General features: G+C 28.3%; 29 protein-coding genes and 1 CRISPR repeat array. Of the genes, 24 read left to right on the top strand and 5 right to left on the bottom strand.

The annotated features are described in order from the left end of the window. Nucleotides 1–19: 19 nt before the first annotated feature. The 5 genes from CPAL_RS08245 to CPAL_RS08225 all read left to right on the top strand — a co-directional run bounded on the left by CPAL_RS08245 (nucleotide 20) and on the right by CPAL_RS08225 (nucleotide 2,758). Nucleotides 20–349 (top strand): cyclic-di-AMP receptor, encoded by a 330-nt coding sequence (locus CPAL_RS08245; RefSeq protein ID WP_061857818.1) that lies wholly within the window; start codon nucleotides 20–22, stop codon nucleotides 347–349. Nucleotides 350–415: 66 nt separating this feature from the next. Then, a complete protein-coding gene (locus tag CPAL_RS08240; RefSeq protein WP_061857817.1) occupies nucleotides 416–1,360 on the top strand; it encodes a DNA polymerase III subunit delta' in 945 nt (314 codons plus the stop codon). A 1-nt stretch (nucleotide 1,361) separates the two neighbouring features. After that, nucleotides 1,362–2,270, top strand: coding sequence for a PSP1 domain-containing protein (locus CPAL_RS08235; protein WP_061857816.1), 909 nt, complete (start codon nucleotides 1,362–1,364; stop codon nucleotides 2,268–2,270). A gap of 11 nt (nucleotides 2,271–2,281) precedes the next feature. Then, nucleotides 2,282–2,485, top strand: coding sequence for a heavy-metal-associated domain-containing protein (locus CPAL_RS08230; RefSeq protein ID WP_061857815.1), 204 nt, complete (start codon nucleotides 2,282–2,284; stop codon nucleotides 2,483–2,485). A 99-nt stretch (nucleotides 2,486–2,584) separates the two neighbouring features. Next, complete coding sequence (locus tag CPAL_RS08225; protein ID WP_061857814.1) at nucleotides 2,585–2,758, top strand: DUF362 domain-containing protein; 174 nt, start codon at nucleotides 2,585–2,587, stop codon at nucleotides 2,756–2,758. 36 nt (nucleotides 2,759–2,794) lie between these two features. On the opposite strand, the gene CPAL_RS08220 is transcribed toward CPAL_RS08225, so the two are convergent. Beyond that, nucleotides 2,795–3,499 (bottom strand): LrgB family protein, encoded by a 705-nt coding sequence (locus CPAL_RS08220; protein ID WP_061857813.1) that lies wholly within the window; start codon nucleotides 3,497–3,499, stop codon nucleotides 2,795–2,797. Continuing rightward, the gene (locus CPAL_RS08215) at nucleotides 3,496–3,846 is read right to left on the bottom strand and encodes a CidA/LrgA family protein (protein ID WP_061857812.1); all 351 of its coding nucleotides are present in this window, start codon (nucleotides 3,844–3,846) and stop codon (nucleotides 3,496–3,498) included. The genes CPAL_RS08220 and CPAL_RS08215 overlap by 4 nt, the downstream gene beginning before the upstream one ends. A 296-nt stretch (nucleotides 3,847–4,142) precedes the next feature. On the opposite strand from CPAL_RS08215, the gene CPAL_RS08210 reads away from it, so the two are divergent. The 3 genes from CPAL_RS08210 (at nucleotide 4,143) to CPAL_RS08200 (ending at nucleotide 7,123) form a co-directional block, all read left to right on the top strand. Further along, on the top strand, nucleotides 4,143–4,886 hold the full coding sequence (locus CPAL_RS08210) for a tRNA1(Val) (adenine(37)-N6)-methyltransferase (protein WP_207654926.1): 744 nt from the start codon (nucleotides 4,143–4,145) through the stop codon (nucleotides 4,884–4,886). A gap of 115 nt (nucleotides 4,887–5,001) precedes the next feature. Then, the gene (gene rsmI / locus CPAL_RS08205) at nucleotides 5,002–5,844 is read left to right on the top strand and encodes a 16S rRNA (cytidine(1402)-2'-O)-methyltransferase (protein ID WP_061857811.1); all 843 of its coding nucleotides are present in this window, start codon (nucleotides 5,002–5,004) and stop codon (nucleotides 5,842–5,844) included. Between the two features lie 115 nt (nucleotides 5,845–5,959). Then, nucleotides 5,960–7,123, top strand: a complete 1,164-nt coding sequence (locus CPAL_RS08200) for a C40 family peptidase (protein WP_106024414.1) — start codon at nucleotides 5,960–5,962, stop codon at nucleotides 7,121–7,123. Between the two features lie 128 nt (nucleotides 7,124–7,251). Here CPAL_RS08200 and CPAL_RS08195 read toward each other — a convergent pair whose 3' ends face one another. Beyond that, a complete protein-coding gene (locus CPAL_RS08195; RefSeq protein ID WP_061857809.1) occupies nucleotides 7,252–7,500 on the bottom strand; it encodes an AbrB/MazE/SpoVT family DNA-binding domain-containing protein in 249 nt (82 codons plus the stop codon). A 603-nt stretch (nucleotides 7,501–8,103) separates the two neighbouring features. Here CPAL_RS08195 and CPAL_RS08190 point away from each other — a divergent pair. The 6 genes from CPAL_RS08190 to CPAL_RS08165 all read left to right on the top strand — a co-directional run bounded on the left by CPAL_RS08190 (nucleotide 8,104) and on the right by CPAL_RS08165 (nucleotide 14,885). Then, nucleotides 8,104–9,537 (top strand): tRNA nucleotidyltransferase/poly(A) polymerase-related protein, encoded by a 1,434-nt coding sequence (locus tag CPAL_RS08190; protein ID WP_242976298.1) that lies wholly within the window; start codon nucleotides 8,104–8,106, stop codon nucleotides 9,535–9,537. A 74-nt stretch (nucleotides 9,538–9,611) separates the two neighbouring features. Next, nucleotides 9,612–10,256, top strand: a complete 645-nt coding sequence (gene fsa / locus CPAL_RS08185; protein ID WP_106024413.1) for a fructose-6-phosphate aldolase — start codon at nucleotides 9,612–9,614, stop codon at nucleotides 10,254–10,256. Nucleotides 10,257–10,899: 643 nt separating this feature from the next. Beyond that, nucleotides 10,900–11,472 (top strand): DUF1836 domain-containing protein, encoded by a 573-nt coding sequence (locus tag CPAL_RS08180; protein WP_423230650.1) that lies wholly within the window; start codon nucleotides 10,900–10,902, stop codon nucleotides 11,470–11,472. A 62-nt stretch (nucleotides 11,473–11,534) separates the two neighbouring features. Next, nucleotides 11,535–11,678: a YvrJ family protein gene (locus CPAL_RS08175; protein WP_106024412.1), complete on the top strand. Its 144-nt coding sequence runs from the start codon at nucleotides 11,535–11,537 to the stop codon at nucleotides 11,676–11,678. 152 nt (nucleotides 11,679–11,830) lie between these two features. Further along, the gene (gene argF, locus CPAL_RS08170) at nucleotides 11,831–12,823 is read left to right on the top strand and encodes an ornithine carbamoyltransferase (RefSeq protein WP_106024411.1); all 993 of its coding nucleotides are present in this window, start codon (nucleotides 11,831–11,833) and stop codon (nucleotides 12,821–12,823) included. A gap of 58 nt (nucleotides 12,824–12,881) precedes the next feature. After that, entirely contained in the window at nucleotides 12,882–14,885 is a 2,004-nt protein-coding gene (locus tag CPAL_RS08165; protein WP_165815380.1) for a methyl-accepting chemotaxis protein, read from the top strand. A gap of 51 nt (nucleotides 14,886–14,936) precedes the next feature. Here the strand turns inward: CPAL_RS08165 and CPAL_RS13895 are convergent, their stop codons facing one another. Beyond that, nucleotides 14,937–15,077, bottom strand: coding sequence for a CPC_1213 family protein (locus tag CPAL_RS13895; protein ID WP_165815381.1), 141 nt, complete (start codon nucleotides 15,075–15,077; stop codon nucleotides 14,937–14,939). A gap of 37 nt (nucleotides 15,078–15,114) precedes the next feature. Next, nucleotides 15,115–15,246, bottom strand: coding sequence for a hypothetical protein (locus CPAL_RS14185; RefSeq protein ID WP_273092575.1), 132 nt, complete (start codon nucleotides 15,244–15,246; stop codon nucleotides 15,115–15,117). A 227-nt stretch (nucleotides 15,247–15,473) separates the two neighbouring features. Here CPAL_RS14185 and CPAL_RS08160 point away from each other — a divergent pair, with 227 nt between their 5' ends. The 10 genes from CPAL_RS08160 to cas2 all read left to right on the top strand — a co-directional run bounded on the left by CPAL_RS08160 (nucleotide 15,474) and on the right by cas2 (nucleotide 25,767). Next, a complete protein-coding gene (locus CPAL_RS08160) occupies nucleotides 15,474–15,962 on the top strand; it encodes a hypothetical protein (RefSeq protein WP_106024409.1) in 489 nt (162 codons plus the stop codon). Between the two features lie 73 nt (nucleotides 15,963–16,035). Then, on the top strand, nucleotides 16,036–16,602 hold the full coding sequence (locus tag CPAL_RS08155; protein WP_106024408.1) for a GGDEF domain-containing protein: 567 nt from the start codon (nucleotides 16,036–16,038) through the stop codon (nucleotides 16,600–16,602). Between the two features lie 562 nt (nucleotides 16,603–17,164). Beyond that, on the top strand, nucleotides 17,165–17,872 hold the full coding sequence (gene cas6, locus CPAL_RS08150) for a CRISPR-associated endoribonuclease Cas6 (protein ID WP_106024407.1): 708 nt from the start codon (nucleotides 17,165–17,167) through the stop codon (nucleotides 17,870–17,872). A gap of 12 nt (nucleotides 17,873–17,884) precedes the next feature. Continuing rightward, a complete protein-coding gene (gene cas8b, locus CPAL_RS08145; RefSeq protein ID WP_106024406.1) occupies nucleotides 17,885–19,627 on the top strand; it encodes a type I-B CRISPR-associated protein Cas8b/Csh1 in 1,743 nt (580 codons plus the stop codon). Next, a complete protein-coding gene (locus CPAL_RS08140; protein ID WP_061857802.1) occupies nucleotides 19,620–20,570 on the top strand; it encodes a type I CRISPR-associated protein Cas7 in 951 nt (316 codons plus the stop codon). The genes cas8b and CPAL_RS08140 overlap by 8 nt, the downstream gene beginning before the upstream one ends. Before the next feature lie 2 nt (nucleotides 20,571–20,572). After that, complete coding sequence (cas5b, locus tag CPAL_RS08135) at nucleotides 20,573–21,313, top strand: type I-B CRISPR-associated protein Cas5b (RefSeq protein WP_106024405.1); 741 nt, start codon at nucleotides 20,573–20,575, stop codon at nucleotides 21,311–21,313. A 51-nt stretch (nucleotides 21,314–21,364) separates the two neighbouring features. Further along, entirely contained in the window at nucleotides 21,365–23,968 is a 2,604-nt protein-coding gene (locus CPAL_RS08130) for a CRISPR-associated helicase/endonuclease Cas3 (RefSeq protein WP_106024404.1), read from the top strand. A gap of 8 nt (nucleotides 23,969–23,976) precedes the next feature. Continuing rightward, complete coding sequence (gene cas4, locus CPAL_RS08125; RefSeq protein WP_061857799.1) at nucleotides 23,977–24,468, top strand: CRISPR-associated protein Cas4; 492 nt, start codon at nucleotides 23,977–23,979, stop codon at nucleotides 24,466–24,468. A 9-nt stretch (nucleotides 24,469–24,477) separates the two neighbouring features. Next, nucleotides 24,478–25,476: a type I-B CRISPR-associated endonuclease Cas1b gene (cas1b, locus tag CPAL_RS08120; RefSeq protein ID WP_061857798.1), complete on the top strand. Its 999-nt coding sequence runs from the start codon at nucleotides 24,478–24,480 to the stop codon at nucleotides 25,474–25,476. After that, the gene (gene cas2, locus CPAL_RS08115) at nucleotides 25,477–25,767 is read left to right on the top strand and encodes a CRISPR-associated endonuclease Cas2 (protein ID WP_061857797.1); all 291 of its coding nucleotides are present in this window, start codon (nucleotides 25,477–25,479) and stop codon (nucleotides 25,765–25,767) included. Nucleotides 25,768–25,956: 189 nt separating this feature from the next. Further along, nucleotides 25,957–26,771: direct repeats of the CRISPR family, unit length 30 nt; unit sequence ATTGAACCTTAACATAAGATGTATTTAAAT. Between the last annotated feature and the right edge of the window lie 147 nt (nucleotides 26,772–26,918).

Below are 26,918 nucleotides of genomic sequence, written 5' to 3'. Positions count from 1 at the left end.
TATTAAGGGGGGATATATGGTGAAACTTGTAATTGCAGTTGTTCAAGACGATTATGCAGAGGACTTAACAGACGTAATTACAGAAGCTGGATACGGGGTCACTAAGCTTGCCACCACAGGAGGATTTCTAAAGTCAGGAAATACTACTTTAATGATAGGTGTTAAAAAAGAGGATGTAGATAATGTGATATCTATAATAAAAGATGTTTGTAAAAAAAGAAATCAGGTGGTTACAACACCTCCACCAGTAACTGGATCTACAGGAATTTATGTTCCTTATACAGTTGAGGTTGAAGTGGGGGGAGCTACTATATTTGTAATTGATGTAGATCAATTTATAAAAATATAAGCATAAACTAGTATGTTAATGTGAACTTGGATAAAAATAAAGAGTTCGCATAAAGGGAGGTATAAGATGGGCTTTGAAAATATAATAGGACATGAAGCAATTAAAACTCAAATACAAAACTCTATAGCGCAAGGAAAGTTTTCTCATGCTCATCTTATAATAGGTGAAGATGGACTTGGAAAAAGTCTTATAGCAAAAGGAACTGCTCTAAAGATTTTAGGGAAAGAGATAGATAGAATTTACGTTGACATCATAGAGTGGAGAATTGAAAAAAGCAAGAAATCTATAGGTGTAGATGACATAAGAGACATAATAAAAGAAGTAAATAAAAAGCCATATGAGGGTGATAAAAAAGTTGTAATAGTATATGAAGCTGATAAAATGACAACAGAAGCTCAAAACGCTTTCTTAAAGACCATAGAAGAGCCTCCCAAAGGAGTTACTATAATTCTTCTTTGCCAAAACTCAGAACTTATACTAGAGACTATAAAATCTAGATGCCAAATTCATAGACTTAAAAGATTAAATTTTGAGGAAATGGAACGGTATATTAAAAGAGAGTACCCTGATTTAGATAATGAGATGATAAGGCAGGTTATAAACTTTTGTGAAGGAATACCTGGACGGAGTGAGCTTTTTTTAGAAAATGAAACATTTAAAAATCTTAGAAATATAACTATGGAAATATTAGTTTTACTAAATAAGAAAGAAAAGTATATAATGAAAACATACGAGGAATTTTTCAACAAGTATAAAGAATGGTGGGAGGAAATATTAAATTGTTTTATCTCTTATATAAGGGATATTATCCTTTATAAAGAGATGGGAAAATACGATGTTATTATAAACGTTGATAAAATAAAAGAGATAAAGGGTCTTTCAAATATATATTCTTTTAAAGAACTAAGTAAAATCATTGATATAATAAACGATACGAGAGAGAAGATAGAAAGAAAAGTTAATTTAGTATTAGTTTTTGATATGATGTTGCTTAAGATGCAGGAGGTCTAAAATGGTAACAGTAGTAGGAGTAAGGTTTAAAAAGTCAGGAAAAATATATTATTTTGACCCTAACGAATTAGACATAAAACAAGGCGATAATGTAATAGTTGAAACAGTTAGAGGGATAGAATTTGGTCAGTGCGTTATTGGGCCTAAGAGTATAAGTGAAGATGAGGTTGTAACTCCACTTAAAAATGTTATAAGGAAGGCTACAGAAGAAGATGTAAATAAGCATATGGATAATAAGAGAAGAGAAGAAGAAGCTCTAAAAATATGCGAAGAGAAGATTCAAAAACATCAACTTCCAATGAAGCTTATAGATGTGGAGTATACTTTTGATAACAACAAAATTATATTTTATTTCACAGCAGAAGGAAGAGTAGATTTTAGAGAATTAGTTAAGGATTTAGCAGCTGTATTTAGAACAAGAATAGAATTAAGACAAATAGGTGTTAGAGATGAAGCTAAAATGATAGGGGGACTTGGACCTTGCGGAAGACCTATGTGCTGTGCTTCTTTCTTAGGAGACTTTGTTCCTGTATCTATAAAAATGGCAAAAGAACAAAATCTATCTCTAAATCCTACTAAGATTTCAGGAATCTGCGGAAGACTTATGTGCTGTCTAAATTACGAACAATCAACCTATGAAGATATAAAAAAGAAGCTTCCAAGGGTAGATTCTATTGTTGATACTCCTTATGGAAGAGGTCAGGTTATTAGCAATTCTGTGGTAAAGGAAAGCGTTAAAGTTAAAATAAAGACTCCAGATGGTGAGGATGATATAAAGGAGTTAAAAATACATGAAATATCTTTAGTATCTGGAGAATATGAATATGTACCTATAAATGAAGATGATATTGAATTAGAAGCTGAAGATATAGATGATGAGACTTTAAGAGAGTTATTAGACGATAACTAAGGGGGAGCGACATGAAAGCGATTATAAAAGTTTCTAATCTTCGATCTCAAAGTGACGTAGGAACTATAAGAACGGCTTTAAGTAATGAAGAAGGAATTATAGCTTGTCATATAAAAAAGGAAAAAGGAGAAGTGGATATAGTATATGACAGCTACTTTATAACCTTAGAAAAAATACAAGACTTGTTAGATGATATGGGATATAATGTAATATAAAATTATGGCTTTTAAATTTTAGACAAACGTGGTAAAATAGAAAGGGCATGTACATATTAAATAAATGCATGTATCTAAAGTTTTGAGGAGGTGTTTTTCATGGCATTTAAGATCGGTGATTCATGTGTAAGCTGTGGAGCTTGTGCTTCTGAATGCCCAGTTGGAGCAATCAGCCAAGGAGATACTCAATTCAACATCGATGCAAACACTTGCATAGACTGTGGAAACTGTGCTAATGTTTGTCCAGTTGGAGCAATTTCAGCTGACGAATAATAGTAATAAAAAAGGTCGTCTTTGTGACGACTTTTTTTATTGGACAAGTACATTAAAAATTTTAAATAAAACAGGAGCTAAAAATACAGTAATAAGTCCGGCAATACCAATAGATAATCCACTCATTGCACCTTCTGTTTCTCCAAGCTCTATTGCTTTTGTGGTTCCTACTGCGTGAGATGCTGTGCCTATAGCAATACCCACTGCAACTTTATTTTTTATTTTAAATAAGTTTAAGATTGCAGGTCCTATAACAGCTCCTATAATACCAGTAGAAATTATAGCTGCTACAGTAATAGATGGTATTCCTCCTAGCTGCTTTGATATCTCAACTCCAATAGGAGTTGTCACTGATTTAGGGATTAGAGAAGAATTCAGCGGACTATCTATTTTAAAAATATAGCTCAATATAATTATAGTAATAATTCCAATACAAGACCCGCTAGTTATACCAATCAATATAGGTATAGCATATTTTTTTAGCAGGTTTATTTTTTTATACAAAGGAACAGCTAGTACCACAGTAGAAGGGCCGAGAAAAAAGGATATGAATTGTCCCCCTATATTATAGTAAGTTAAGCTTATATTAAACTTAATAAGAAAACTTATTATCAAAGCAATGCTTATAAGTAGTGGATTAAATAAAGTTATTTTAGTTTTAGAATATATTAAACATCCAATTTCAAAAGCAATTAATGAAATTAATATTCCAAAGAGTGGAGTATCAATAAGACCTCTCATTGGTTTTCCCCTTTCATCATAAGTTGAACTATTATTCCTGTAACCAATAATACTACTATGGTAGAAAGTAAGGATACAATAATAATAGCAAGTAAGTTTCCTTTAAGCATGGAGAAACTTGAAATTAGACCAACGCCTGCTGGTATAAAGAAAAAAGCTAAATGGTCTAATAAAAAGTTGCTGATATCTTCAATCATTCTAAGTTTAATAACTCCTGTGGATAAAAGTAGTAAAAGTATAAGCATTCCAAGTACACTGCCTGGTATAGCAAGGCTTAAGGTTTTTTGGATTACTTCTCCTAAAAAGTATATACTAAAGATAATAGCAATTTGCCTTAATAATTTCAAATTGTCACCTCCAAATAAGTATTCAAAATATAAATTTTTATAATCTATCATTATAATGGCTTTAAGTATATTTTTATGTGCTTTTTAATACCACATTAAATATTTACTAGGTATTATAATACAACTTTTTTGGCGGGAAATAGCAATTGTAAGAATAGGAAAAAAAGAAAGAGTATTCTATACAATTTTAAAAAATTTATAATATGATATATTATAATAGGCTAAGGATAGTATATAATCTTAGAAGATGTTAGAATATTGGGTATAATATTATAAAGTGGTGATATAATTTGGATATGGATTTAGTAAAAAATGATGAAACTTTAGATGATCTACAATTAAAAAATCTTTATGTAATACAAAAAAAGAAAGGATTTAGGTTTGGAATAGATGCAGTTTTACTTGCTAATTTTGCACAGGTAAAGAGAGGAAGTAGTGTTATAGATTTATGCAGCGGAACAGGAATAATTCCTTTTATCCTTGCAGGAAAAACAGAAGCATCAAGTATAACAGGAATTGAAATACAAGAAGAAATGGTTGAAATGGCTAAAAGGTCAGTTCAACTTAATAAATTAGAACATAGGGTAAATTTCATAAATGGAGATTTGAGAAATTTAGATCTTTTAAAAAAGCTTCCTAAAGCAGATGTAGTTACAGTAAACCCGCCTTACAAGCTTGCAAATTCAGGCATAGTAAATCCTGAGGATAAGATGGCAATAGCAAGGCATGAGATTTGCTGCACTTTAGAAGATGTGATAATAGCCTGTAGAATTTTATTAAATAATAATAAGAGAATGTATATGATACATAGACCAGATAGATTAGCAGATATATTAACCTTGATGAGGAAACATAAAATAGAACCAAAAAGAATACAGATGATTCATCCTAATACTAAAAAAGCTCCTAATATTGTATTAGTAGAAGGGCAGAGAGATGGAGGAGCATTTCTTAAATGGGAACCTCCTATTTTTGTTTATGATGAATATGGAAACTATTCGGAACAGATAAATAAAATTTATGGAAGAAGCGGCCAGTAATAAATTAGGAAAGAGTGGAAACAGAGGTTAAAAAGTTTGGGGAGTAAAAAGCGCTTATAGGTACAGTAGATAAGTGGATAAATGGAATTTAGAGCGGAGAAAAGGAGGAGATACTGTGAGTGGTAGATTGTATGTGGTTCCAACGCCTATTGGAAATTTAAAGGATATAACATTAAGGGCCTTGGAAGTTTTAGAAAATGTAGATTTAGTGGCTGCAGAGGATACAAGGCAGAGTCTGAAGCTTTTAAATCATTTTAATATAAAAAAGCCCCTTGTAAGCTATCATAAGTTTAATGAAAACGAGAAAAGTGAGAACATTATAGAGATATTAAAGGAAGGAAAGAATGTAGCCTTAGTGTCTGATGCTGGAACTCCTGGAATATCAGATCCAGGAAGTGTTATTGTGAAAAAGTGCATAGAAGAGGGAATAGAGTTTGATGTGCTGACTGGAGCCACTGCTGTTACTACAGCACTTGTTTATTCAGGACTTGACACAACTAAGTTTTTATTTAGAGGATTTTTGCCTAGAGAAAATAAAGATAGGAAGTCTATTATAGAAGATTTAAAAGATAGAGAAGAGACCTTAATTTTTTATGAGGCACCTCATAGACTTATAAAGACTTTAGAATTTTTATATGAAAATTTAGGGGATAGGCAGATTGCTATATGTAGAGAACTTACTAAAATTCATGAGGAAATAATAAGAAGGAATTTGAGTGAAGCTATAGAATATTATAGAAATAAGGAACCAAGAGGAGAATATGTGCTTGTGGTTCAAGGTAAGAGCAGAGAAGAAAAAAGAAAAGAAGAGGAGGAGGTATGGAGGAAATTAACAATTGAAGAGCATATAAAGAAATATATGAATGAGGGAATAAGCAAAAAAGATGCTATAAAAAAAGTAGCTAAAGACAGAAATATAGCTAAGTCAGAGGTATATAAATATTCTTTAAAGTTGTAATAAGTTACAGAAAGTTAAAGATTTTACCCTGTAAATGTTATCTTTTTATGATATAATATATTGTATGTTTTTCACGTAGAGAAGAAATAATTAAGTTGCAAAGGGGATGGGAATAGTGCATAAGAAAGTGGCGTCAATAGTAACAGCAGCAGTTTTATTAGTTACTATGAGCACAACTGGAGCTGTTGCAGATACGTTATCGGACAAGCTAAAAAGCCAACAGAATACACTACAACAGCATAAAAATCAATATAAAAGTGTTCAAAATAAAATAGCAAATTTAGAAGCAAAAATTGAAGAATTTGATGGAAGAATAGAAAGCTTAATGTCGGAAATTGAAGAAAACAGGAATAAAATTAAATCAATTGAAAGTGATATAGATTTAGCTCAAAGCGAAATAGAAAAGGCACAAAAGGACATAGAAGAAGAACAAGAGCTGTTTAATGAAAGAATTAAGGCAATGTATATGAACGGCATAGGTGGATATTTAGAAGTGTTTTTAGGTGCGGAAGATTTAAGCGATTTCATTGAAAGGATAGAAGCGGTTAAGCAAATTACAGAACTAGATAAAAAGATAGTTAATGACCTAAAACGAAAGCAGGAAGATTTACAAGCAAAGCAGGAAAAACTGCAAAAAGAGAAGAGTAATCTAAAAAAATTAAATATAGCTCAGCAAGAAAAGATTAAAAAATTAGAAGAAGATAAAAAGAAACAAAATAAGCTTATTGAAGAAGCAAAAGCGCAAAGTGCTCTATATGCTAATGCTTTAAAAGCAGATGAAGAACAAATCGCACAAACTAAAAAGCTTATAGAACAAGCAAAAAGAAGATATCAATCAGCAGCCTCAAGTTCAAAGACTAGTTCAAAATCTACTTCATCAAGCAATAGACCATCAAGAGGGTCTCAATCTAGTTCTAGTTATTCATCTGATGCATTAATTAGTTATGCATCTCAATTTCTAGGAACTCCTTATGTTTGGGGAGCAACTGGTCCAAATTCCTTTGATTGTTCAGGATTTACAAAATATGTTTATGCTCATTTTGGAATAAACTTACCAAGAGTTTCGCGTGACCAAGCTGAAGTAGGAACTTACGTTTCAAGAGATGATTTACAGCCAGGAGATTTGGTATTCTTTAAGAATGGTGATAATCCAGTACACCATGTAGGTATATATGTAGGAAATGGCTCTTACATTCACGCTCCAAGAACAGGAGACGTTGTAAAGATAAGTTCACTATTAAGCAGATCAGATTATGCTTGGGCAAGAAGAGTTAGATAAATTAGTATAAAAATACATATGAAAAAGCGCCGAACTTTTTTGGCGCTTTTATATTTTTTAAAAAATAAATGATCCCATAATCAAAAGTTATGGGATCAAAGGGGATATCTGTTAAAGGGGATAAATATTTATTTTGCTTCTTCTTTTAAAGATTCTAAACAAGATCTGCAGATATTTTTTCCTTTGTAGTTTATAACGTTTCTAGCATCTCCACAGAAGATACATGCTGGCTCATATTTTTTAAGTATGATTTGCTCACCATCTACGTATATTTCTAAAGCGTCCTTTTCTGCTATATCTAGAGTTCTTCTTAATTCTATTGGGATAACAATTCTTCCTAATTCATCTACTCTTCTTACTACACCTGTTGATTTCATTAATAATTCCTCCTTAAATTTTAAATTAACATATAATTGACTAGTAATAAGAACTAGAAATTTGCTTTACACATTTCGACAACTTCCACGTTAGATAATAACAAATGTGACAAAAGAAGTCAATATGTAAAATGATTTTTTTTGATATTGTTACAAAATTCTTATTAAATTCCATCTAAAGTTAATATACTACCAAATTATTCAAAAGTCAATATATTTTTTGTAAATAAAATACAAATAGAACAAATAGTTAAATGCTAGAAAAATCAAGGTATAAGACAAGCTTATTAAAAAGTTGTTCAAAAATTAGTAATAAATTGTAAACAAAATAAACAAAATAATTGCCGAATAAAATAGTAATTAAATGGATAATCATATTAGTAATGTCGAAACTATAATGTAAAGTTAGATTTAAATTTAACATATCAGTATATTAATTGGAATATATTAAATTTTTATGGATATTATGTATATAATCCATCCATAATATATAACAATATTTTTTAAATTTTACTATAAATAAAAATAAAAGCGATTCTTTAAAAGGTACTGTAAAAAATAAGAAAAATTTTCATAAAGGTAGTAAGAGAGATTTGCCTTAGTATGTTAAAATTAAAGTATAAGTTAGAGTATACTATAATTATGGTAGGTGAAATAGTGAACAAAATAATAAATGACATAAAAAATATAATAAGAGATATTGGAGGAGATGCTTATATAGTTGGGGGATATATTAGAGATAAACTCCTTCAAAAAAATAAGGAATTTAAGGATTTGGATATAGTATATGATGGAGACATTCATTTCTTTATAAGAGCTTTAGAAAGTAAAGGATATAAAATTTTCCCCATAAAAGAAGACATCAAAATATATAGAGCTGTTATTGAAGATAAAATCTTAGATATAGCTTTGTTAAATGGAAACAATATAGAGGAAGATTTACAAAGCAGAGATTTTACCATAAATGCAATAGCCTTAAAGTTAATCAGTAATAACATAATAGATCCGTTTAGGGGAAGGGAACATATAAGGACAAAGATTATTCATGAGGTGAAGGAAGATAGCATACAGAAGGATAGAATTAGGATATTAAGAGGATGTAGATTTGCTATTAAGTATGGAATGCATTTTAGTAAGCTTTGTGAAGAACATATTAGAAGAGAAAATAAATATATAAAATTTTCTCCTAAAGAGAGGATTTTTAATGAACTTATAGAAATATTAAAGGTGGACGACAATGGAATTGCTTTTGAAGAGTTAGATAAATATGGTGTTTTAAAAGAATTATTGCCTTATATAGATGAGCTTAAAACCGTAGGTAAGTGCAAATATCACATAGAAGATGCTTTTACACATATGAACTTGGTTTATCGTAATTCTAAGGAACTTTTAAGAGGAGAACTTAAAGTAGAAGGACTAGATTTAGATATATTTAAAGTTAATCTAGGAGAGGTTTCTATAGGAGTATATTTTTCGCTAGCAGCTTTTTGTCATGACATAGGTAAAGTAAAGTGTTATAGAAATAATGATGGGAAGATAAGCTTTATAGGACATGATAAAGAGGGAGCAAAAATTATAGAAGAAGCTCTTGAAGTATTAGGTTTTCCTAAAAAAGCACAAAAGTTTATAAAAGCTCTAGTAGAAGCACATATGTATCCTTTAGGCCTTTGCAAGAATAATGTTAAAAACTATAAAAGAAGCTTTTATAAGTTTTTTTCAAGATATGATGAATACATACCTTATATATTAGCCATATCTTATTGTGATATGCATGCTACAAAGATGCTCTATGACCCAGATAATGAGGAGCAGATGTTTAATGAATATATTGAAAACCTTTTAAAAGAATATAAACTATATAAAAATGTTAAGGATAATAGGTTTATAAATGGAAAAGAGATTATTGAAGTTACAGGACTAAAAGGAAAGAATATAGGAAAAGTACTTGAGGAACTGGATAAAAAAGCCTATTATGAAGAAATAATAACTAAGGAAGATGCTCTAAAGTATTTAAAAAGTATCAGTCATAAAAGTTAGCGCTATGTTGAAAAGGTGCTATATTAATTTATTGGCTTAGTTATATATATGAATATTTTGAAAGGGGTACAAGTATGAAAATATTTATTGACACAGCAAATGTAGATGAAATAAGAAAAGTAAGCGAATGGGGGATTTTAGACGGAGTTACTACTAATCCTTCTTTAATAGCAAAGGAAGGAAGAGATGTAAAAGAAGTTGTAGAAGAGATATGCTCCATAGTAGATGGCCCTATAAGTGCAGAAGTAATAAGTTTAAAGCATGAGGAAATGGTTGAAGAGGCAAGACAATTAGCTAAAATACATAAGAATATAGTAATAAAAATACCTATGTGTGAAGAAGGAATAAAAGCTGTACATACTTTATCACAAGAGGGAATAAGGACAAATGTGACTTTAATATTCTCCGCACAACAAGCATTGCTTGCAGCAAAAGCAGGAGCTAGTTTTGTAAGTCCTTTTGCAGGAAGACTTGATGATATAGGAACTGATGGAATAGATTTAATAGCAGATATAGCTCAGATATTTGATATCTATGGTATAGAAACTGAAATAATAGCAGCTAGTATAAGACATCCAATGCATGTTTTAAATGCAGCTAAAGCTGGATCTCACATAGCTACTATACCATATAAGGTATTGATGCAGATGCTAAATCACCCTCTTACAGACAGAGGAATAGAACAGTTTTTAAAAGATTATAATAAGTCTAAAAAGTAAACGATAAATCCACATGTGAAAACATGTGGATTTTTTATATGTAAAATTTGTTTGTAAACATTTTGCCTTAATGATATACTATAATTTAAGAAAATTGCAACATTTTTTTAATACACAAAGTAAAAAATAAAGCTAAATAAGATGGACAAAAATGTCGAAAATTCTACAGAATTATATAAAAAATGAAATATTTAAAGAGCAATATATCGAATTATTCCACATAACATCAACAATTTATCCACAAGAATATGTGTACAATGTGGATAAAAATATTTTGTTACATATATGAAGTCAAATAGAATCAATAAATACACAGGAAATTAGGCTTATCCACAAAAATTGTGGATAAGTTGTGTATAAATGTTAATAACTTTGAGGATTATTAATGTAACTAAAAATATGCAAGGTGTATCTCCAAAATTATTATGAACTATTATGGAACTGTTTATATTATATAATCGAAATAAAAATTAACTGCTAGATAAAAAATGAAATTTGTAATATAGTTACAAATACCGTATAATATATTTTAAGAATAAAATTTATTTAGGATAAAAAATTTATTTATCATTAGAAATTAAGCATAAGTTTTTTAATATATAGGTGTATGGAGGTAACAGTCGTGAAAGATTATAAAGAAATTATGAATAAGATAAACGGTATAGCAAAAGAAGTTTCAAAAAGCAGTTTAGTTTCTTATGAAGACTTACCTCAATATGATTTATTTCTATCTCAAGTTATAGATTATTTGAATGATAGGTTTGAGGAAGAAAAGTATACAAATAACATAGTGCAAAACTATATAAAAAATGAAGTTATATCAAAGCCGGAAGATGGAAAAAAGAGAGGATATACAAAATTACACCTAGTACAGTTAGTGCTTTTAAGCTACATGAGGCCTATCTTAACTACGGAAGAAATAAAAAAGGTGTTTGCTCTTGCTTTTAATGAAATAAATGATAGAAGTGATGATATTATTTCTTGGGAAAGTGCATACAAGATTTTTGATAAAATTCAAGGAGATAGTTTTGACAATTTTTTAGATATAGAGATTTTTAATAAGAATAAGTTTAAACAATTTATTCAAGATAGTAATTTAAAGGAAGAGGAAGAGGAAAGGATATTAGTATTCTTGATAGTAATGACTTTAATAGCTCAAGCTAGTGCTATTAAGAAGCTTGCAAAGAAAATTGTAGATGAGTACGGAGAAAAATAATAATAAGATTATATATTGTGGTTTCCACTGCATATCTACTCTGTGAGGGGAAGGTGATTTGTGTGGAAACTTTGGTGGAACTAGTGGGGAATGTTGGATTTCCTATTGCTATGTCTATTTACTTATTAGTGAGAATAGAAAGCAAGATAGAAAGCCTTACTGCTAGCATCAATGCTTTAACAAATGTGCTTAGTAAGAACGGATAAAAGTACTGGATAAACTCCAGTGCTTTTTATTTTTCATATGTATAAATATTGACAATGAACTTTGTAAAAGTTACCATTGAATTACAATGATAAAATGTTATAAATACAATTTAAGTATATAACTGTAATTATTTGCAAAAGGAGGACCTAAAATGATAAATTTAAAGGGCAAAAGTCTGTTGACATTAATGGATTATACTAAAGAAGAAATTATATGGCTATTAGAACTAGCAGCACAGTTAAAGCGTGATAAGAAGGAAGGAACTGAATGGCAGAGGCTTGTTGGAAAAAACATAGCTTTGATATTTGAAAAGGATTCTACTCGAACAAGGTGTGCTTTTGAAGTAGCAGCACATGATCAAGGGGCTTATGTGACATACCTAGGACCATCAGGTTCTCAGATTGGAAAGAAAGAATCCATTAAAGATACAGCAAGAGTTCTTGGAAGAATGTATAACGGCATTGAGTATAGGGGATATGCTCAAGAGACAGTTGAAATATTAGCCAAGTATTCAGGAGTGCCAGTTTGGAATGGACTTACAGATGAAGATCATCCAACGCAGGTTTTAGCAGATTTTCTAACTATAATGGAACATATAAATAAGCCCTTAGAAGAAGTTACCTTAGTATATATAGGAGATGGCAGAAATAACGTTGCAAATGCGCTTATGATAGGAGCATCAAAGGTGGGAATGAATTTCAGAATAGTATCTCCTAAAAAGTTGTTTCCTAGAGAGGAACTAGTAAATAAGTGTAGGGAATCCGCTGCAAAATCTGGAGCAACAATAACTATTACAGATGATGTGGATAGTGGTGTTAAGGATGCAGATGTATTATATACAGATGTATGGGTTTCCATGGGAGAGCCTGAAGAAGTATGGAAAGAAAGATTAGAACTATTAAATGGATATAGAGTAGATATGGACTTGATAAGAAAAACAGGAAATGAAAATGTAAAGTTTATGCATTGCTTACCAGCCTTTCATGATCTAGGTACAGATATTGGTAAAAAAATATACGAAAAGTATGGAGCTGAATGCTTAGAAGTTACGGATGAGGTCTTTGAAAGTAAGTATTCTATAGTATTTGATGAAGCGGAAAATAGAATGCATACTATAAAGGCGGTTATGGTAGCTACTTTATAGAAACTTATAAGAATAACAAAAGAATAATAGTATGCTGTTGTTGAAGGGAGAGACTGTCATGAAAAATGGTGGTAGGAACTTACAGAAACAAATCATATTACTGATAACTTTTGCAATTCTTGTTCCCTTAGTATTAGTAAGTGGAATAAGTTATTACATTATAGAGGAAAATATAAGAGAAAATTTTCACACTAAGGCTCAGGCTAGTATAGGAGATGCAACTTCTATAATACAAAACGTGATTACAAATAATATGGAATCTATACAAATGTTATCTGAAGACCCTAATGCTAAAGATATTCTATCCAATAAGAACAGTGAATTTTTATTAAAAAGGAGTCTTGATTCTTTTTTAAGATCTCATAAAGGAATTAGTAATGTTTATATAGGTACTGTGAATAATAAATTTATCACAGCAATTTCTCAGACAATTCCAAAGAGATTTGATCTTAGCCAAAGAGAATGGTATAAAAAGGCACTAGAAACTCCAGATAAAGTGGTTGTAACTAATCCATATCAAAATGGAGATAATAAAAATGAATATGATATAAGCATTGCTAGAGCCATAAAGGATGCATCAGGGAAAGTAGTAGGGGTTGCATCAATAGATATAAATCTCACATATATAAGTAATTTAATTAAAGAAATTTCTATTGGAAATAATGGATACGTAATAGTTGTAAATAAAGACGGAAACATAATATCTCACAAAGATTCTAGTAAAATAGGAAAGAATATAAAAGAAGATAAGACAATAGAGACTTTGGTGAACACAGATGAATCTATTTTTAATGGAGATATAGATGGAACTTCTTATAGGGTGTTTAAGTCCAAGGAAGATAATACAGGATATACTATACTTGGAGTTATACCAAGAGTGGAGCTTGAAGCTACTCTTCACAAGATTATTTACTATACTATTATGGTAACAGTTGCAACTTTAGTGTTAGCTATAATTGTAACTAATATGGTTATTAAAAGAAGTATTACTAATCCTATAAAGAAAATTGTAGGTTTATTAGATGGTTTAAGCAAGGGAGACTTTACCGCAGATATTCATAAAGATAAAAAGCTTATACAGGAGTTGGAGAGTATAATAGATGCTATTGATGAGACTAGGAACGGAGTTTTAAGTATTCTCCAAGGTATAGTAAAGGTATCGGAAGATTTAAAAAGCAATTCCCAATCACTTATGGCTGTTACAGAGGAATCTAGTGCTATTGGAGATGAGGTTGCAAAGGCAGTTCAACAAATATCAGAAGGCTCTGTGAGCCAATCAGAAAAGTTAGCTAAAAGCGTAAGTTTATCTGAAGAATTAGGAAAAAGAGTAGATGGCACAGCAAAGAGTTCGGAGAATATGATAAATGCTTCTAAGGAAGCTAAGGAAGTCAGTGAACAAGGCGTTTTGTTTATAAATGATTTATCTCAGGCATTTGAAGAGAGCTATATTGCAAATTTAGACGTGGTTGAAAAGGTGGAAGAACTAGATAAAAAATCAAGCAAAATAGGTGATATTACAAATGTTATAAAAGACATAACGGAGCAGACAAATCTTTTAGCATTAAATGCATCTATTGAGGCTGCAAGAGCAGGAGAAGCGGGAAAAGGATTTGCAGTAGTTGCAGACGAGGTAAGAAAGCTAGCAGAAGAATCTGCAAATTCTGCTTTAGAAATTGAAAAAGTAATAAATGAAGTAAAATTAAGCGTTAATGAAGTTTTTGAAAAGCTAAAATATTCAACAGAACTCAGCGATAAAACGGCACTTAATGTAAGCAATACAAAAAATAGCTTTGATAAAATAAAAGTTGCTATAGAGGAACTAGAAGGAAATGTAGAAAATGTTAACTATTTACTGAGAAAAATGAAAGAAGATAAGGATGCTGTTATAATGAATATTTCAGAAGTTTCTGCTGTGGCAGAGGAAATAGCAGCAACATCACAGGAGGTAAGTGCATCTTCAGAGGAACAAGCATCTGGACTTCAGGAAATAGTTTTATCTGCAGAAAAACTGGATTCTTATTCAAATGAATTAAAACAAATGATCAATAAATTTAAAATATAAAGCATAAGCAAAGAAGGACTCTAAGCTTTTTCTTAGAGTCCTCTATTTATGTTATTCTTCTTTATCTAGTTTTCCACGTGAGTTGAATACGGCTCTCACGCTTTCAGGTTGGCCGTGTTTTATGTTAACTTTTTTAAAATGACCATCTTCTTTTTTATTGTTTTGAGTTCTGCGCATTTTACTATCTGACATAATCTTAAACAATCTCCTTTTTTATTATTAAAATTTATTATATATCTCTTTCTGTAGTTCCCTTAACACCTTTTGATTTATGTTTTCTCATTTCGTCCTCATGGATAATATCAGGTTTAGAAGTTCTTTTATCTAGAATCTTACTATCCCTTTTCTTTGAATTTCCCACTTTAATTCACTCCTTAATATAGATATGTAACTTATTTAATAGAGTAACCGGATTTTAAGAAAATATGCATGAAAGTAAAGTATTAGATAAGTTTAAAATTTATAAATATATTATGCAGCATGCCATAAAGTGGTATAATACTCTATAAGAGGGGACAATCAAATGTTATTTTATGCATATAACAAGTAAAAAACAATTAAATTGTAAGCAATTGAAGGTGAAACATTATGGGGAAATTAGATATTTTATTATTAGCTTTAATGTTGATTTTTGCATCAATAGCTTTATATGAATATATATTGATAAAAGACATTAAGAAAAGCCAAGAATTTATGGAAAAAATGAAGGAAAAGTTTTGTAAAACTAGTGAAAAGATATTAATGACTGAAAATGAAGATGAGATATACTCAATCGTTTTAGATACTGTTGTTGATTTAATACCAAATGCAACAAAGGGCAGCATATTACTTATGGACAAAAATGAAAATTTTTATTTTAAAGCTGTCAAAGGATTTGAAAACGATTTAATAGATTTTAACTTAAGAAAAGAAGAAGCATACCTTTATAGTGTAAATAAATTTAAGGAAACTGCTATAATAGAAAACCCAAGAAAATTTGACGAAGCTAATATTATTGACACAGATACAATAAAGAAACTTAAAGATAAAAGAGCTTTAGACATTTACTGCACCATATCAGCACCTATATATAGATAATAAACTTATAGGACTTTTAAATGTAGATTCTTCAAAACCAGGATATGTATTTACTAAAAAGGAGCTAAACCTTATGAACTTAATAAAAAGTGAGCTCCAAATTGCACTGAAAAATGCTTTTGCACAGAATAAGCTTAAATACTTAGCAAATTTCGATGAACTTACTGGTGTTATGAATAGAAGAAGGTTTAATAAAGAATTAAGTTTTCAAATTGAAAAAGCTAAACAAGAGAGAAGAACATTTTGCCTTGTTATGATAGACTTAGATAATTTTAAAAAGATTAATGATACCTATGGCCATAATTTTGGAGACAAGGTACTCAGATTTTTTTCTTATTTATTAGAAAGTTCTATGGAGAGATCTGGTATAATAGCAAGACTTTCTGGAGATGAGTTTGCTATTTTGTTTTTGAACTGCCCTATGGATGAAGCCAAAAAGAAAATGACCAAAATAACTGAAATAGTGGCATCACACAAAATAAATGGAGTTACTATTTCATTTAGCTATGGTATATGTGAAGTAGAAGGATGTAATAGTATAACTTGCACAGAAGCACTTATTTTAGCTGATGTAGATATGTACAATAATAAAAAACTAAAAAAATTAAAAGGAAGTCTTAATGATAAACGCATAACTTAAATTTTAATTGATAAGAGAATGTAAGATTAAGGGAATTACTCTAAGGAGTAGTTCTTTTTTTATTATAGAATTTAGCATATAGAATTATAAAATTGGACTTAGGAGCAGTGTATTAGTATAATAATATTCAGGGAAATATTAGATTAAATTCAATAAAAATGAAAATATTAGGAGATGGAGATATGTTAAATCAGAATTTTGAAAAGAGCACTTCATGTTATGAGATTAATATTTATTAAAAATTAGATGAATGTGTTATTAAATACCTAAAGCTTAATATATTAACCATAACATTTTTATGTATTTAAATATAATTAATATTATGATTATTTTATTTAACCGTAACATATGATGTAGCTTCAATTGTTTAGATAATTGAAATCTATTTTGTAAAATCAATAATAAATATAATGATAATTATTTACTATATAATAAAAAAATGGTATAATAACAATACGTTGTAAAATATAGAAATATAAGAGTTAATATGGTTTTTTTGTATGTGTAGCAAAAAAATTAATATTGATAATTAGTAGAATGGTGTTTATTAGGAGGTGATATAATGATTAATGAAATAAAGGTGAATGAGTTAACATTGAAAGTGTTTTTATTAAAGGATATTCAAATTACAGAATCTTTAGAGAAAATATCAGATCTTATAGATAAATGCCTAGCAAAAGATAAAAAATTTTTGGAATTTCATAAGAGTAATAAATTTAAAAATTATACTTATAACTCTTTTTTCCCTGTAGAAAGATCTTCAAAAGTTTATAAAGAAGGTAATATATATTCTATAAAAATACGAACTATAGATGAAGAACTAGCTAGTTATTTTAAAAAGAACCTTGGTAATGAATATACAGAGTATATAAAATCGTTAACAATACAAGATAAAATGATAAGTAAAAGACATATAGAAAAAATTTATTCTATAACTTCTGTTGTTATAAAAACAGATAATGGTTATTGGAAAGGAAACTTATCTTTAGACCAATTTGAAAAAAGATTAAAAGAAAATTTAATAAAGAAGTACAATAATTATTTTAATACTAAGATAAATGAAGAATTCCAGCTATTTAACATGATTAGTTTTGACAATGTTAAACCTATTTCCTGTAAATATAAATCCGTATCTCTTTTAGGGGACAAGCTAACCTTGAATATTGCAGAAAATGAAACTGCTCAGAGATTAGCATATTTAGCTATAGGCACAGGATTAGGGGAGATGAATTCAAGAGGATACGGGTTTGTAAATTATAGATGGCTTTAAGGAAGTGATAATGTGTTAAACGACGTTATAAAAACTTTTGAAAAGATATATAAAGCTAAAGGAGATTCCTTTATAACTGACTCTTATGTACCAGTAGATGGAGAATATATAATTGTTGATACTAGCGGAGAAGAGTTTAAAATACTCGATAAAATTGTTATTAAGCAAGATAAAAAAACAAAGCAGTTAGATACTACAAACCAATATTTTGATTTTATACGTAAGGCAGATTATATGAGTAGATATTTAGGGTCTAATAAAGCAATAAAAAATAAGAACATATACAGTAATAATTATTTTACTTTTTTTGTAAAAAAGAAAAATGTCCATAATGGTAAAATAACTAACAACATAATTGAAGAATATTATAATATTTTAAAAAATCCATTATTAAAATATAAAAATCCTAAATCTAAAAAGCTTTATCAAGAAGTTGAAAAGATAAATGGCAAAGCTGATGAAAAAAGGATAGAAAAAATTCAAGAGTGGATTAAAAATAATATATATGATTTAGTACCAAAAGATATAAAGGATGAATCATATATAAAAATTTTTTTTAAATATGATTTAGAAGAATATAGAAAAGAAAGTGAAAAGTACATACTTACAAATATTTATAATAAAAATGATTACAATATTACAATAGACAAGCATATCTACGGACTTCCAAATGATAATATGGGATTAAACTCTAAAAAACCATATCTAGAAAATAAAAGTAGAAAAACAAAGGTTCCTTATTTATTATCTCAAAATGAAGCTTTAATACAAAAAAAATTCTTTGATTACTTAATGAATCAAGCATCTATAGATAAAACTAATGTCTATATAAATGAAGATAATATAACGGCTATTTCTGACGACGAAAAGTTGGATGAAATACTAGACGAAGATTTTAGTGGATATTATCTTCGGATAAGAAAAGGTAAAGAAGAAGTTGAGATTCTTGATTTTGATATAATAGGACTTTATGAAGTTAAAATTAAACCTTTAAGATTAGAAAATGTTTTGCAACTTGAAAAGTCAAGTGTAAATTATGGAAATATATATACATTAGAAGGGCTAAAGAAAGTAATAAATGAAGTGTTTTTTAGCAAGTTTTTAACATCAAACTATTTTACAGAACCTAAAGATTTAAATATAAAAGATATTAATTTAAAAAGAAATCTATTATTAGCAAGAACAACTTTATTTAGATGGTTTTATAAAGGCAATAGAAATAGTGTATGGAAGATTTTAAATGTTACAAGTTTACATTTAATAAAGGGTTCGATAAACAATGGATATTTACAAAAGGCTGGTGAGCAATTTAATCTAAGAGTTTCTTTAAAAAGCTATTTCGAAGGAGGAAAAAGCATGGCTGATATTTTAATGAGTGTTAGAAATTCATTGAGAAGTAAAATAAATGAAAAAGATACATCGTCTATAGATAATGACAATGAATATTGGTTTGCAGTTGGACAATTAGCTAGTTACTTTATTTCATTAAGTAAGGGTAAAAATAAGGTGCATTCTTTAGCTAATCCAATTATTAATGCTAAAACAAATAATAGAATAAAAGAAGAATTAAGAAAGTTATATAAGAAATACAACTACATTATTGACGTTAGAAATAAAAAATTTAACAATTTATTTGCAATGGTTTTCGCGTATAAACCAGAGGGAAAAGTTGAAGAAGATCTAATTATAGCAGGATATTTATACAGTAATTTAATTTATGAAAAGTCAGTTAGGGAGGATGAAAAAGATGAATAAGAGAGTATATGGAGTTTTAGGCATAGTTTCAAGGATGAGTAATTGGAATGCTGATTTTACTGGATATCCAAAAACAACTTCTTCAGGAGATGTTTTTGGCAGTGATAAAGCTTTCAAATATCCTATGAAAAAGATGTGGGAACAGCAGGGAGAAAAGGTTTTATATATAAAATCTTTAAGATTTCAAGAAGGTAAAAAGGGGGAAATAGAACTTTTGCCAAGGTCTCTTAAGGAAAGGTATGAGTATATTTTTAATGAAGAAGATTTAAAAAAGAATAAAGATAGTAAGAAGGTTTTAACAAATTTATTTAGTGCTATAGATGTTAAAAACTTTGGTGCCACCTTTGCTGAGGAAGGAAATAATATATCTATAACTGGAGCTGTTCAAATTGGACAAGGATTCAATAAGTATGATGAAACAAATGCTGAAGAGCAGCAAATACTTTCTCCATTTAGAGATGCATCAAAAAAGGATGGAAAGAAAGAGGATGAGGAAGCTAAATCATCTACTTTAGGAACTAAGATAGTTAGCGATGAAGCTCATTATTTTTATCCATTTACTATAAATCCTTCTGTATATAATCAGTTTAAGGAACTTGGAGTAACTGATGGATATACAGAAGATGATTATAAGAAATTTAAAGAAGCGGCATTAGTGGCTGCTACATCTTTTAGCACAAATTCTAAAATAGGCTGCGAGAATGAATTTGCATTATTCGTAGAGACAGAACCTGACTTATATCTTCCGGACTTATCTCAGTATGTTGATTTTGAAAAGGGAGAAGATAAAAATATAATAATATTAAAATGTAATGATATGCTTAATAAATTAAAAGATAGAATAAAAAATATAGAAATCTATTACAATCCATATACTACAACAATCCAATCTGATATAGAAAAAGCTAAAAAGTTTAATATTTTTACTAAAGAAGAGGTATAAATATGAATGCTTTAAAGTTTACTTTAAGTGGAAAAACAGCTTTTTTTAAAAAGCCTGATGTAAATACTTACTATTATTTCACTTATGGTAATATTCACAAAGTAGCATTGTTAGGTATCTTAGGGGCCATAAGTGGATATAAAGGTTATAACCAACAGAAGTTAGAAGAAACAACATACCCAGAGTTCTATGAAAAACTTGCGGATATTAAGATTGGAATAGTTCCTAAAAACGAAAATGGATATATTCCTAAGAAGATTCAAGTTTTTAACAATTCAGTAGGATATGCATCAAAGGAACTTGGAGGAAATCTTATTGTTAAGGAGCAATGGCTAGAAAATCCAGAATGGGATATATATATTCTTATTGAAGGAGAACTTGAAAAGAAATTAGCTGATAGGATAATAAATTTAAAAACTACGTATATTCCTTATTTAGGCAAAAATGATCATATTGCGAATATTAAAAATGTAGAGACTATTGAAGATATAAATAAAATAAATAATTCAGATAAAATAGATAGCTTATTTATAAAGAATAATTTTGAATTTGTTCCAACTTGTGATGAATTTGATGATGAGTATGTTCCTATTTATAAGTATGAGGAAATGCTGCCAATAGCTTTAGAGAAGACAACTAATAAATATATTTTAGAAACCTTTGTATATAGCAATTCAGAATTAAAACAAATAAAGGATTCAGTAATATATGATTGTAATGGAAAAAAGATATTTTTCTTTTAATACTTTAGGAGGGGGAACCCTCCATATTATTAGATAAAGGAATGAATACATATGTATTTTGATAAAATAAATAAATTTGATATAGAAAATTTAATAAGGAATAGCAATAGGATTTATGCTCATGTTTTAGACGGTAGAAAAGAAAAATTAAGAGAACATTTAGATTTATCATTGAAGTATCTATATAAGATAATTTCAAGTAAAAATCTAGACGATGTATTTTTAAATTTTGAAAATGAGTTTGTAAAAGACTTTAGTAATGAAGGTAAAATATTATATAAGGAAATGTTACTTAATACTATATATATGCATGATTTAGGAAAGATAAATTGTAATTTTCAATATTTAAAGATGAATAATGAATATTTTAAAGATATGATTGATTTAAATCATAATAATTCAAATCATTCTATACTCTCCTCTTTAATATATTTAAATCATTATTTCCCAAAAATAAATCAACATTCTGTTAAAAGTGAAAAGGATATTTTGAGAATGTTTATGTTAATAAATTCTTATGTAATATCTAAACACCATGGAAACTTAGATAGTTTCAGTGAATATAATAAAAAGTTTTTAAGTGATGATGGAGAAGGGAAGAAACTATATACAGATGAACTTTCTATATTTGAGAATTTATATAATGAAAATGTAATATTTAAAGTAAAAACAGAGTGGTTAAAAATATTATTTGGAAAAGTTAGGGAAACTTTATTGAATAAAGAAAAAGAGAAAAAGGGAATTTCTTTTCAATTGTATATATATACAAGATTTTTAAGCTCATTATTATTGAGCTGTGATTATTATTCTACATCTAGCTTTAAGAATGAAAAAGAAGTAGAAAACTTAAGAGAAATAACTGATATAAATAAGTTTTATAGTGTTTTTAAAAGCACGGTAGTTTATAAATCAATAAGAAAATATGAAAGAGAAGCTTATGGAAAGATAAATAATTTAAAAGGAGTAAAAAATATTAACATATTAAGAAATGAATTGTTTTTAGATGCAGAGAAAAAATTTCTAAAAAATATTGATAAAAGCATATTCTATCTAGAGGCACCAACAGGAAGTGGCAAGAGCAATGTGAGCATGAATTTAAGCTTTCAAATGATAAAAAATAATAAAGACATAAATAAGATATTTTATGTATATCCTTTTAATACTTTAGTAGAGCAAAATATAAGTAATTTAGAAAAAGTATTTGAAAATAGCAATATTATTAATGATATAGCTATAATAAATTCAATAGTTCCAATAAAAACGAAGAAAAGTTTAGAAAGCGATATAGATAAAAATGAAGAAAGTTATGTAATAAATTATGAAAAAGCTCTGCTAGATAGGCAGTTTTTGCATTATCCAATGGTTTTAACAACTCATGTAAGTATGTTCAACTATCTATTTGGAACTTCTAAAGATAATTTATTTCCTTTGGCACAAATGGCAAATAGCATTGTAATTCTTGATGAAATACAAAGTTATAAAAATAGCATTTGGAAGGAAATAATAACATTTCTAAAACATTATTCAGAACTTTTAAATATAAAATTTATAATAATGTCAGCTACATTGCCGAATCTAAATAAGCTAATAGATGGTGAAATCGAGACAGTAAATTTAATAGATGATAGAGAAAAGTATTTTAGCAACCCAATATTTAAAAATAGGGTAGAACTAGATTTTTCTTTATTAGAAGAAAAAGAAAATACATTACGGATATTATTAGATCATGTTATTAAGACTGCAAAGGAAAATAAAAAAGACATATTAATTGAATTTATAAAAAAGAAAACTGCTATGGAATTTTTTAATAAATTAAATGAATGTAGCTGTTTTCTAGATGATAATGGAGAAAAACAGATAGAGCTTATGACAGGAGATGATAACAGCATAGATAGAAATACTATTATAAAAAAAATTAAGGATGAAAATAGAAAAGAAAATATAATTTTAGTTGCTACTCAAGTTATAGAGGCTGGCGTGGACATAGATATGGATATAGGATATAAAGATATATCTATGTTGGACTCTGAAGAACAGTTTTTAGGAAGAATTAATCGTTCTTGTAAAAAGACAGGATGTAAAGTATACTTTTTTGATTTAGACTCTGCCAGTAGTATCTATAGAAATGATGTTAGAAAAGAGAAGAATATAAGTCTTTTATCTGAAAGTATAAGAGAAATACTTAAAGATAAGAATTTTAATAAATTTTATGATTATGTTTTGGAGTATTTAAATAAACAAGCAAATGCATGTAATGATAAGAATTTCGATGATTTTATTAATAACTCTGTTAACAAATTAAATTTTAAAGAAGTTGAAGAGAGAATGAGACTTATAGATGAGAATTATGAGTATAGTGTATTTTTAAATAGAAAAATAACCTTGGAAAATGGAGAATTATTAAAAGGAGAAAAGGTATGGAATGACTATGCTAATTTACTTAAAAATAATAAATTGAATTATGCAGAAAAAAAGGTAAAGTTATCTGAAATAACATCTAAACTAAATTATTTTATATACAAAGTAAGAAAAAATGATTTTTCTTATGAGGATAGGATAGGTGGTTTATATTATATCTCTGATGGAGAAAAGTATTTTAAGAATGGAAAATTTAATAGAGAAAATTTTGATAAAGGAATTGGTGATTTTATATAGGAGGCCTTATGAAAGTAAATGGTACATTAATAAATTACTATTTTCATTGCAAAAGACAATGTTGGCTCCATGGAAATAGAATTAACTTAGAAGATAACAGTCAAGATGTAAAGGTAGGAAAAGCAATCCATGAAGTTAAAAAGGAGAAAAGCAAACAATCTGAAATTAGCATTGACAATATAAAAATTGATAAGCTTACATCAGAATATTTAACAGAGATAAAAAAATCTGATGCGGATGTAGATGCTGCTAAGTGGCAAGTTTTATTATATTTAAAGATTTTAAAAGATAAGGGGATAGAAAGAAAAGGTAAACTAGAGTTTGTAGAAAAGAATAAGGTTAAAAATGCAATTATTGTTGAACTAAATGAAGAAAATCTAGTAAGTCTAGAAAAGATAAAAAATGATATAGAAGAACTCATATCAAAAGAAAAGGCACCAGAAGTTATTAATGAGCCTAAGTGTAAAAAATGTGCGTATTTTGAGTATTGTTATATTTAGGAGGAAGAAATGGGAAGTACCAGATATATTACATCTATGGGGGAGTTAACACGAAAAGATAACTCTCTATGTTTTAGAAAAGATAATAAAAATGTTTATATACCAGTAGAAAATACAAAAGAAATTTATTGCATGTCAGAAGTAAGTATAAATAGTAAGCTTTTAGACTTTTTAGCTCAAAATAATGTAGTTATGCATTTTTTTAATTATTATGAAGGCTATAGTGGAACTTTTTATCCTAAAGAGCATTATAATAGTGGAAAAATGTTAATAAAACAAGTAGAAGCTTATAAGAGTAAGAGAATAATAATAGCTAAAGCTATAGTAGAAGCTATTGGGGAAAATATATATGAAGTCTTATACCATTATTATAAGCATGATAAAAAAGAAGTTAAGGGGACAATTGATTGGATAAGGAAGGATATGAAAATAAATCTTGATAAAGCCAATGATATTAAACAAATAATGCAGGTAGAAGGGGAGACTTGGCAAAGATTTTATGGAGAATTTAAACATATACTTCCTGAAGATTTTGTTATGAATAAAAGGGTAAAAAGACCACCTGATAATCCTATAAATGCGCTAATCTCATTTGGAAACACATTACTATATGGAAAAACCATAGCTATTATTTATAATACTCATTTAGATCAAAGAATAAGTTTTTTACATGAACCTTCAGAAGGAAGATTTTCTCTTAGTCTGGATATAAGTGAAGCTTTTAAGCCGATAATAGTTTTTAAAACTATATTTGATTTGGTTAATAATAAAAGATTGCAGGTGGCCAAGCATTTTGATAAAAAAGTTAATTATTGTCTACTTAATGAAGATGGAAGAAAGATATTTATAACGGCTTTTGAGGAGAGATTAGAAAGTGTATTTATGCACAGTAAACTTAAAAGAAAAGTAACCTATAGAACAGCTATAAAACTAGATTGTTATAAGCTTATTAAATTTATATTAGAAGATAAGGAATTTAAACCTTTTAGCTTAAAGGAGAAAATGTAAATGAGTAAAAATTATAATTATAACTACGCATTTCTTTTTTATGATGTAGGTGAAAAAAGAGTAAATAAGGTGTTTAAGATATGTAAAAAGTATTTATCTCATTTTCAAAAGTCTGTGTTTAGAGGAGAATTAGCACCAGCAAACTGCATATTACTTAAGAAAGATTTAAAGAAGGTAATAGATGAAAATGAGGATTTTGTATGTATTATAAAGTTAATGAATAATAATGTCTATGGAGAAGAAGTATTAGGAAATAAGCAAAGCAATACGGGAGAAGATTTAATAATATAGATTGATAAAGTTTTTACCAGGCTATTGAATTTATGAAGTATTATGAAATGTAGTAGATATAAGCATTTGATTAAATTTTATATAAGTAATTTAGTCATTATAAATTCACTTGGTAAAAATATTGTAAACTATTGAGTAAATCTATATTTTTGGTGTAAAATAAAAAACGAGAATGGCTTATTTGCAAAGATTGAACCTTAACATAAGATGTATTTAAATAGAAAAATGTACAATCAAATATCACCTAAAAAAACAATTGAACCTTAACATAAGATGTATTTAAATTATCCTATACTTATATTATATCACGTTTACGTGAAAATTGAACCTTAACATAAGATGTATTTAAATTAAAATATTCTCCTATAAAACACTTTCCGCTTCTCATTGAACCTTAACATAAGATGTATTTAAATTAATTGGTTAAAACCAGGGAATATTGAAGATAAATATTGAACCTTAACATAAGATGTATTTAAATCTCATGCATTCCTCTATCCCTTGACATGGGTCATACATTGAACCTTAACATAAGATGTATTTAAATGCTTTCTTGTAAAAGCCTTTAACCTTGCAGTCCTGATTGAACCTTAACATAAGATGTATTTAAATATATCGGCTACAAGGGTAACTTCCCCTATAGTCGCATTGAACCTTAACATAAGATGTATTTAAATTGGTATTCATTATATTCCCCATAAAAAGTATTTATCATTGAACCTTAACATAAGATGTATTTAAATCATTCCTAATAATTCCCTAACCGTTATTCCCTGTAATTGAACCTTAACATAAGATGTATTTAAATACGTTGAATATGCTTATTATGACTATTGGAGCGACAATTGAACCTTAACATAAGATGTATTTAAATTAAACTGGTTTTAACTTATGTACATCAAATAGATACATTGAACCTTAACATAAGATGTATTTAAATGCTATGACGACGAACAGTTATGAAAAGTTTGTTGATTGAACCTTAACATAAGATGTATTTAAATTTGATATAAAATTTATCTCCTTGGTGTTAGTATATTAGTGTAGACACAAAAAGCCGAACACCTTAAAATATAAAAAGGGAAGGAAGTGTCTACAATGGCAAAAGGGCAAAAGTATTATACAGAAGAATTTAGAAAGACAATTGTAGA

Source organism: Clostridium thermopalmarium DSM 5974 (assembly GCF_002995795.1).
Classification (GTDB): domain Bacteria; phylum Bacillota; class Clostridia; order Clostridiales; family Clostridiaceae; genus Clostridium_H; species Clostridium_H thermopalmarium.
This window is presented reverse-complemented; position numbering and strand designations above follow the sequence as displayed.

Coding starts and splice junctions, on each gene's coding strand:
- CPAL_RS08230 (WP_061857815.1), top strand. CDS start 2,282: ATGAAAGCGATTATAAAAGTTTCTAATCTTCGATCTCAAAGTGACGTA.
- CPAL_RS08140 (WP_061857802.1), top strand. CDS start 19,620: ATGAATAAGAGAGTATATGGAGTTTTAGGCATAGTTTCAAGGATGAGT.
- cas4 (WP_061857799.1), top strand. CDS start 23,977: ATGAAAGTAAATGGTACATTAATAAATTACTATTTTCATTGCAAAAGA.
- CPAL_RS08155 (WP_106024408.1), top strand. CDS start 16,036: ATGAACTTAATAAAAAGTGAGCTCCAAATTGCACTGAAAAATGCTTTT.
- CPAL_RS08165 (WP_165815380.1), top strand. CDS start 12,882: ATGAAAAATGGTGGTAGGAACTTACAGAAACAAATCATATTACTGATA.
- cas6 (WP_106024407.1), top strand. CDS start 17,165: ATGATTAATGAAATAAAGGTGAATGAGTTAACATTGAAAGTGTTTTTA.
- fsa (WP_106024413.1), top strand. CDS start 9,612: ATGAAAATATTTATTGACACAGCAAATGTAGATGAAATAAGAAAAGTA.
- CPAL_RS08240 (WP_061857817.1), top strand. CDS start 416: ATGGGCTTTGAAAATATAATAGGACATGAAGCAATTAAAACTCAAATA.
- argF (WP_106024411.1), top strand. CDS start 11,831: ATGATAAATTTAAAGGGCAAAAGTCTGTTGACATTAATGGATTATACT.
- cas1b (WP_061857798.1), top strand. CDS start 24,478: ATGGGAAGTACCAGATATATTACATCTATGGGGGAGTTAACACGAAAA.
- CPAL_RS08225 (WP_061857814.1), top strand. CDS start 2,585: ATGGCATTTAAGATCGGTGATTCATGTGTAAGCTGTGGAGCTTGTGCT.
- cas5b (WP_106024405.1), top strand. CDS start 20,573: ATGAATGCTTTAAAGTTTACTTTAAGTGGAAAAACAGCTTTTTTTAAA.
- CPAL_RS08195 (WP_061857809.1), bottom strand. CDS start 7,500: ATGAAATCAACAGGTGTAGTAAGAAGAGTAGATGAATTAGGAAGAATT.
- cas2 (WP_061857797.1), top strand. CDS start 25,477: ATGAGTAAAAATTATAATTATAACTACGCATTTCTTTTTTATGATGTA.
- CPAL_RS13895 (WP_165815381.1), bottom strand. CDS start 15,077: ATGTCAGATAGTAAAATGCGCAGAACTCAAAACAATAAAAAAGAAGAT.
- CPAL_RS08190 (WP_242976298.1), top strand. CDS start 8,104: ATGTTAAAATTAAAGTATAAGTTAGAGTATACTATAATTATGGTAGGT.
- CPAL_RS08210 (WP_207654926.1), top strand. CDS start 4,143: ATGGATTTAGTAAAAAATGATGAAACTTTAGATGATCTACAATTAAAA.
- CPAL_RS08235 (WP_061857816.1), top strand. CDS start 1,362: ATGGTAACAGTAGTAGGAGTAAGGTTTAAAAAGTCAGGAAAAATATAT.
- CPAL_RS08220 (WP_061857813.1), bottom strand. CDS start 3,499: ATGAGAGGTCTTATTGATACTCCACTCTTTGGAATATTAATTTCATTA.
- CPAL_RS08130 (WP_106024404.1), top strand. CDS start 21,365: ATGTATTTTGATAAAATAAATAAATTTGATATAGAAAATTTAATAAGG.
- CPAL_RS08160 (WP_106024409.1), top strand. CDS start 15,474: ATGGGGAAATTAGATATTTTATTATTAGCTTTAATGTTGATTTTTGCA.
- CPAL_RS08180 (WP_423230650.1), top strand. CDS start 10,900: ATGAATAAGATAAACGGTATAGCAAAAGAAGTTTCAAAAAGCAGTTTA.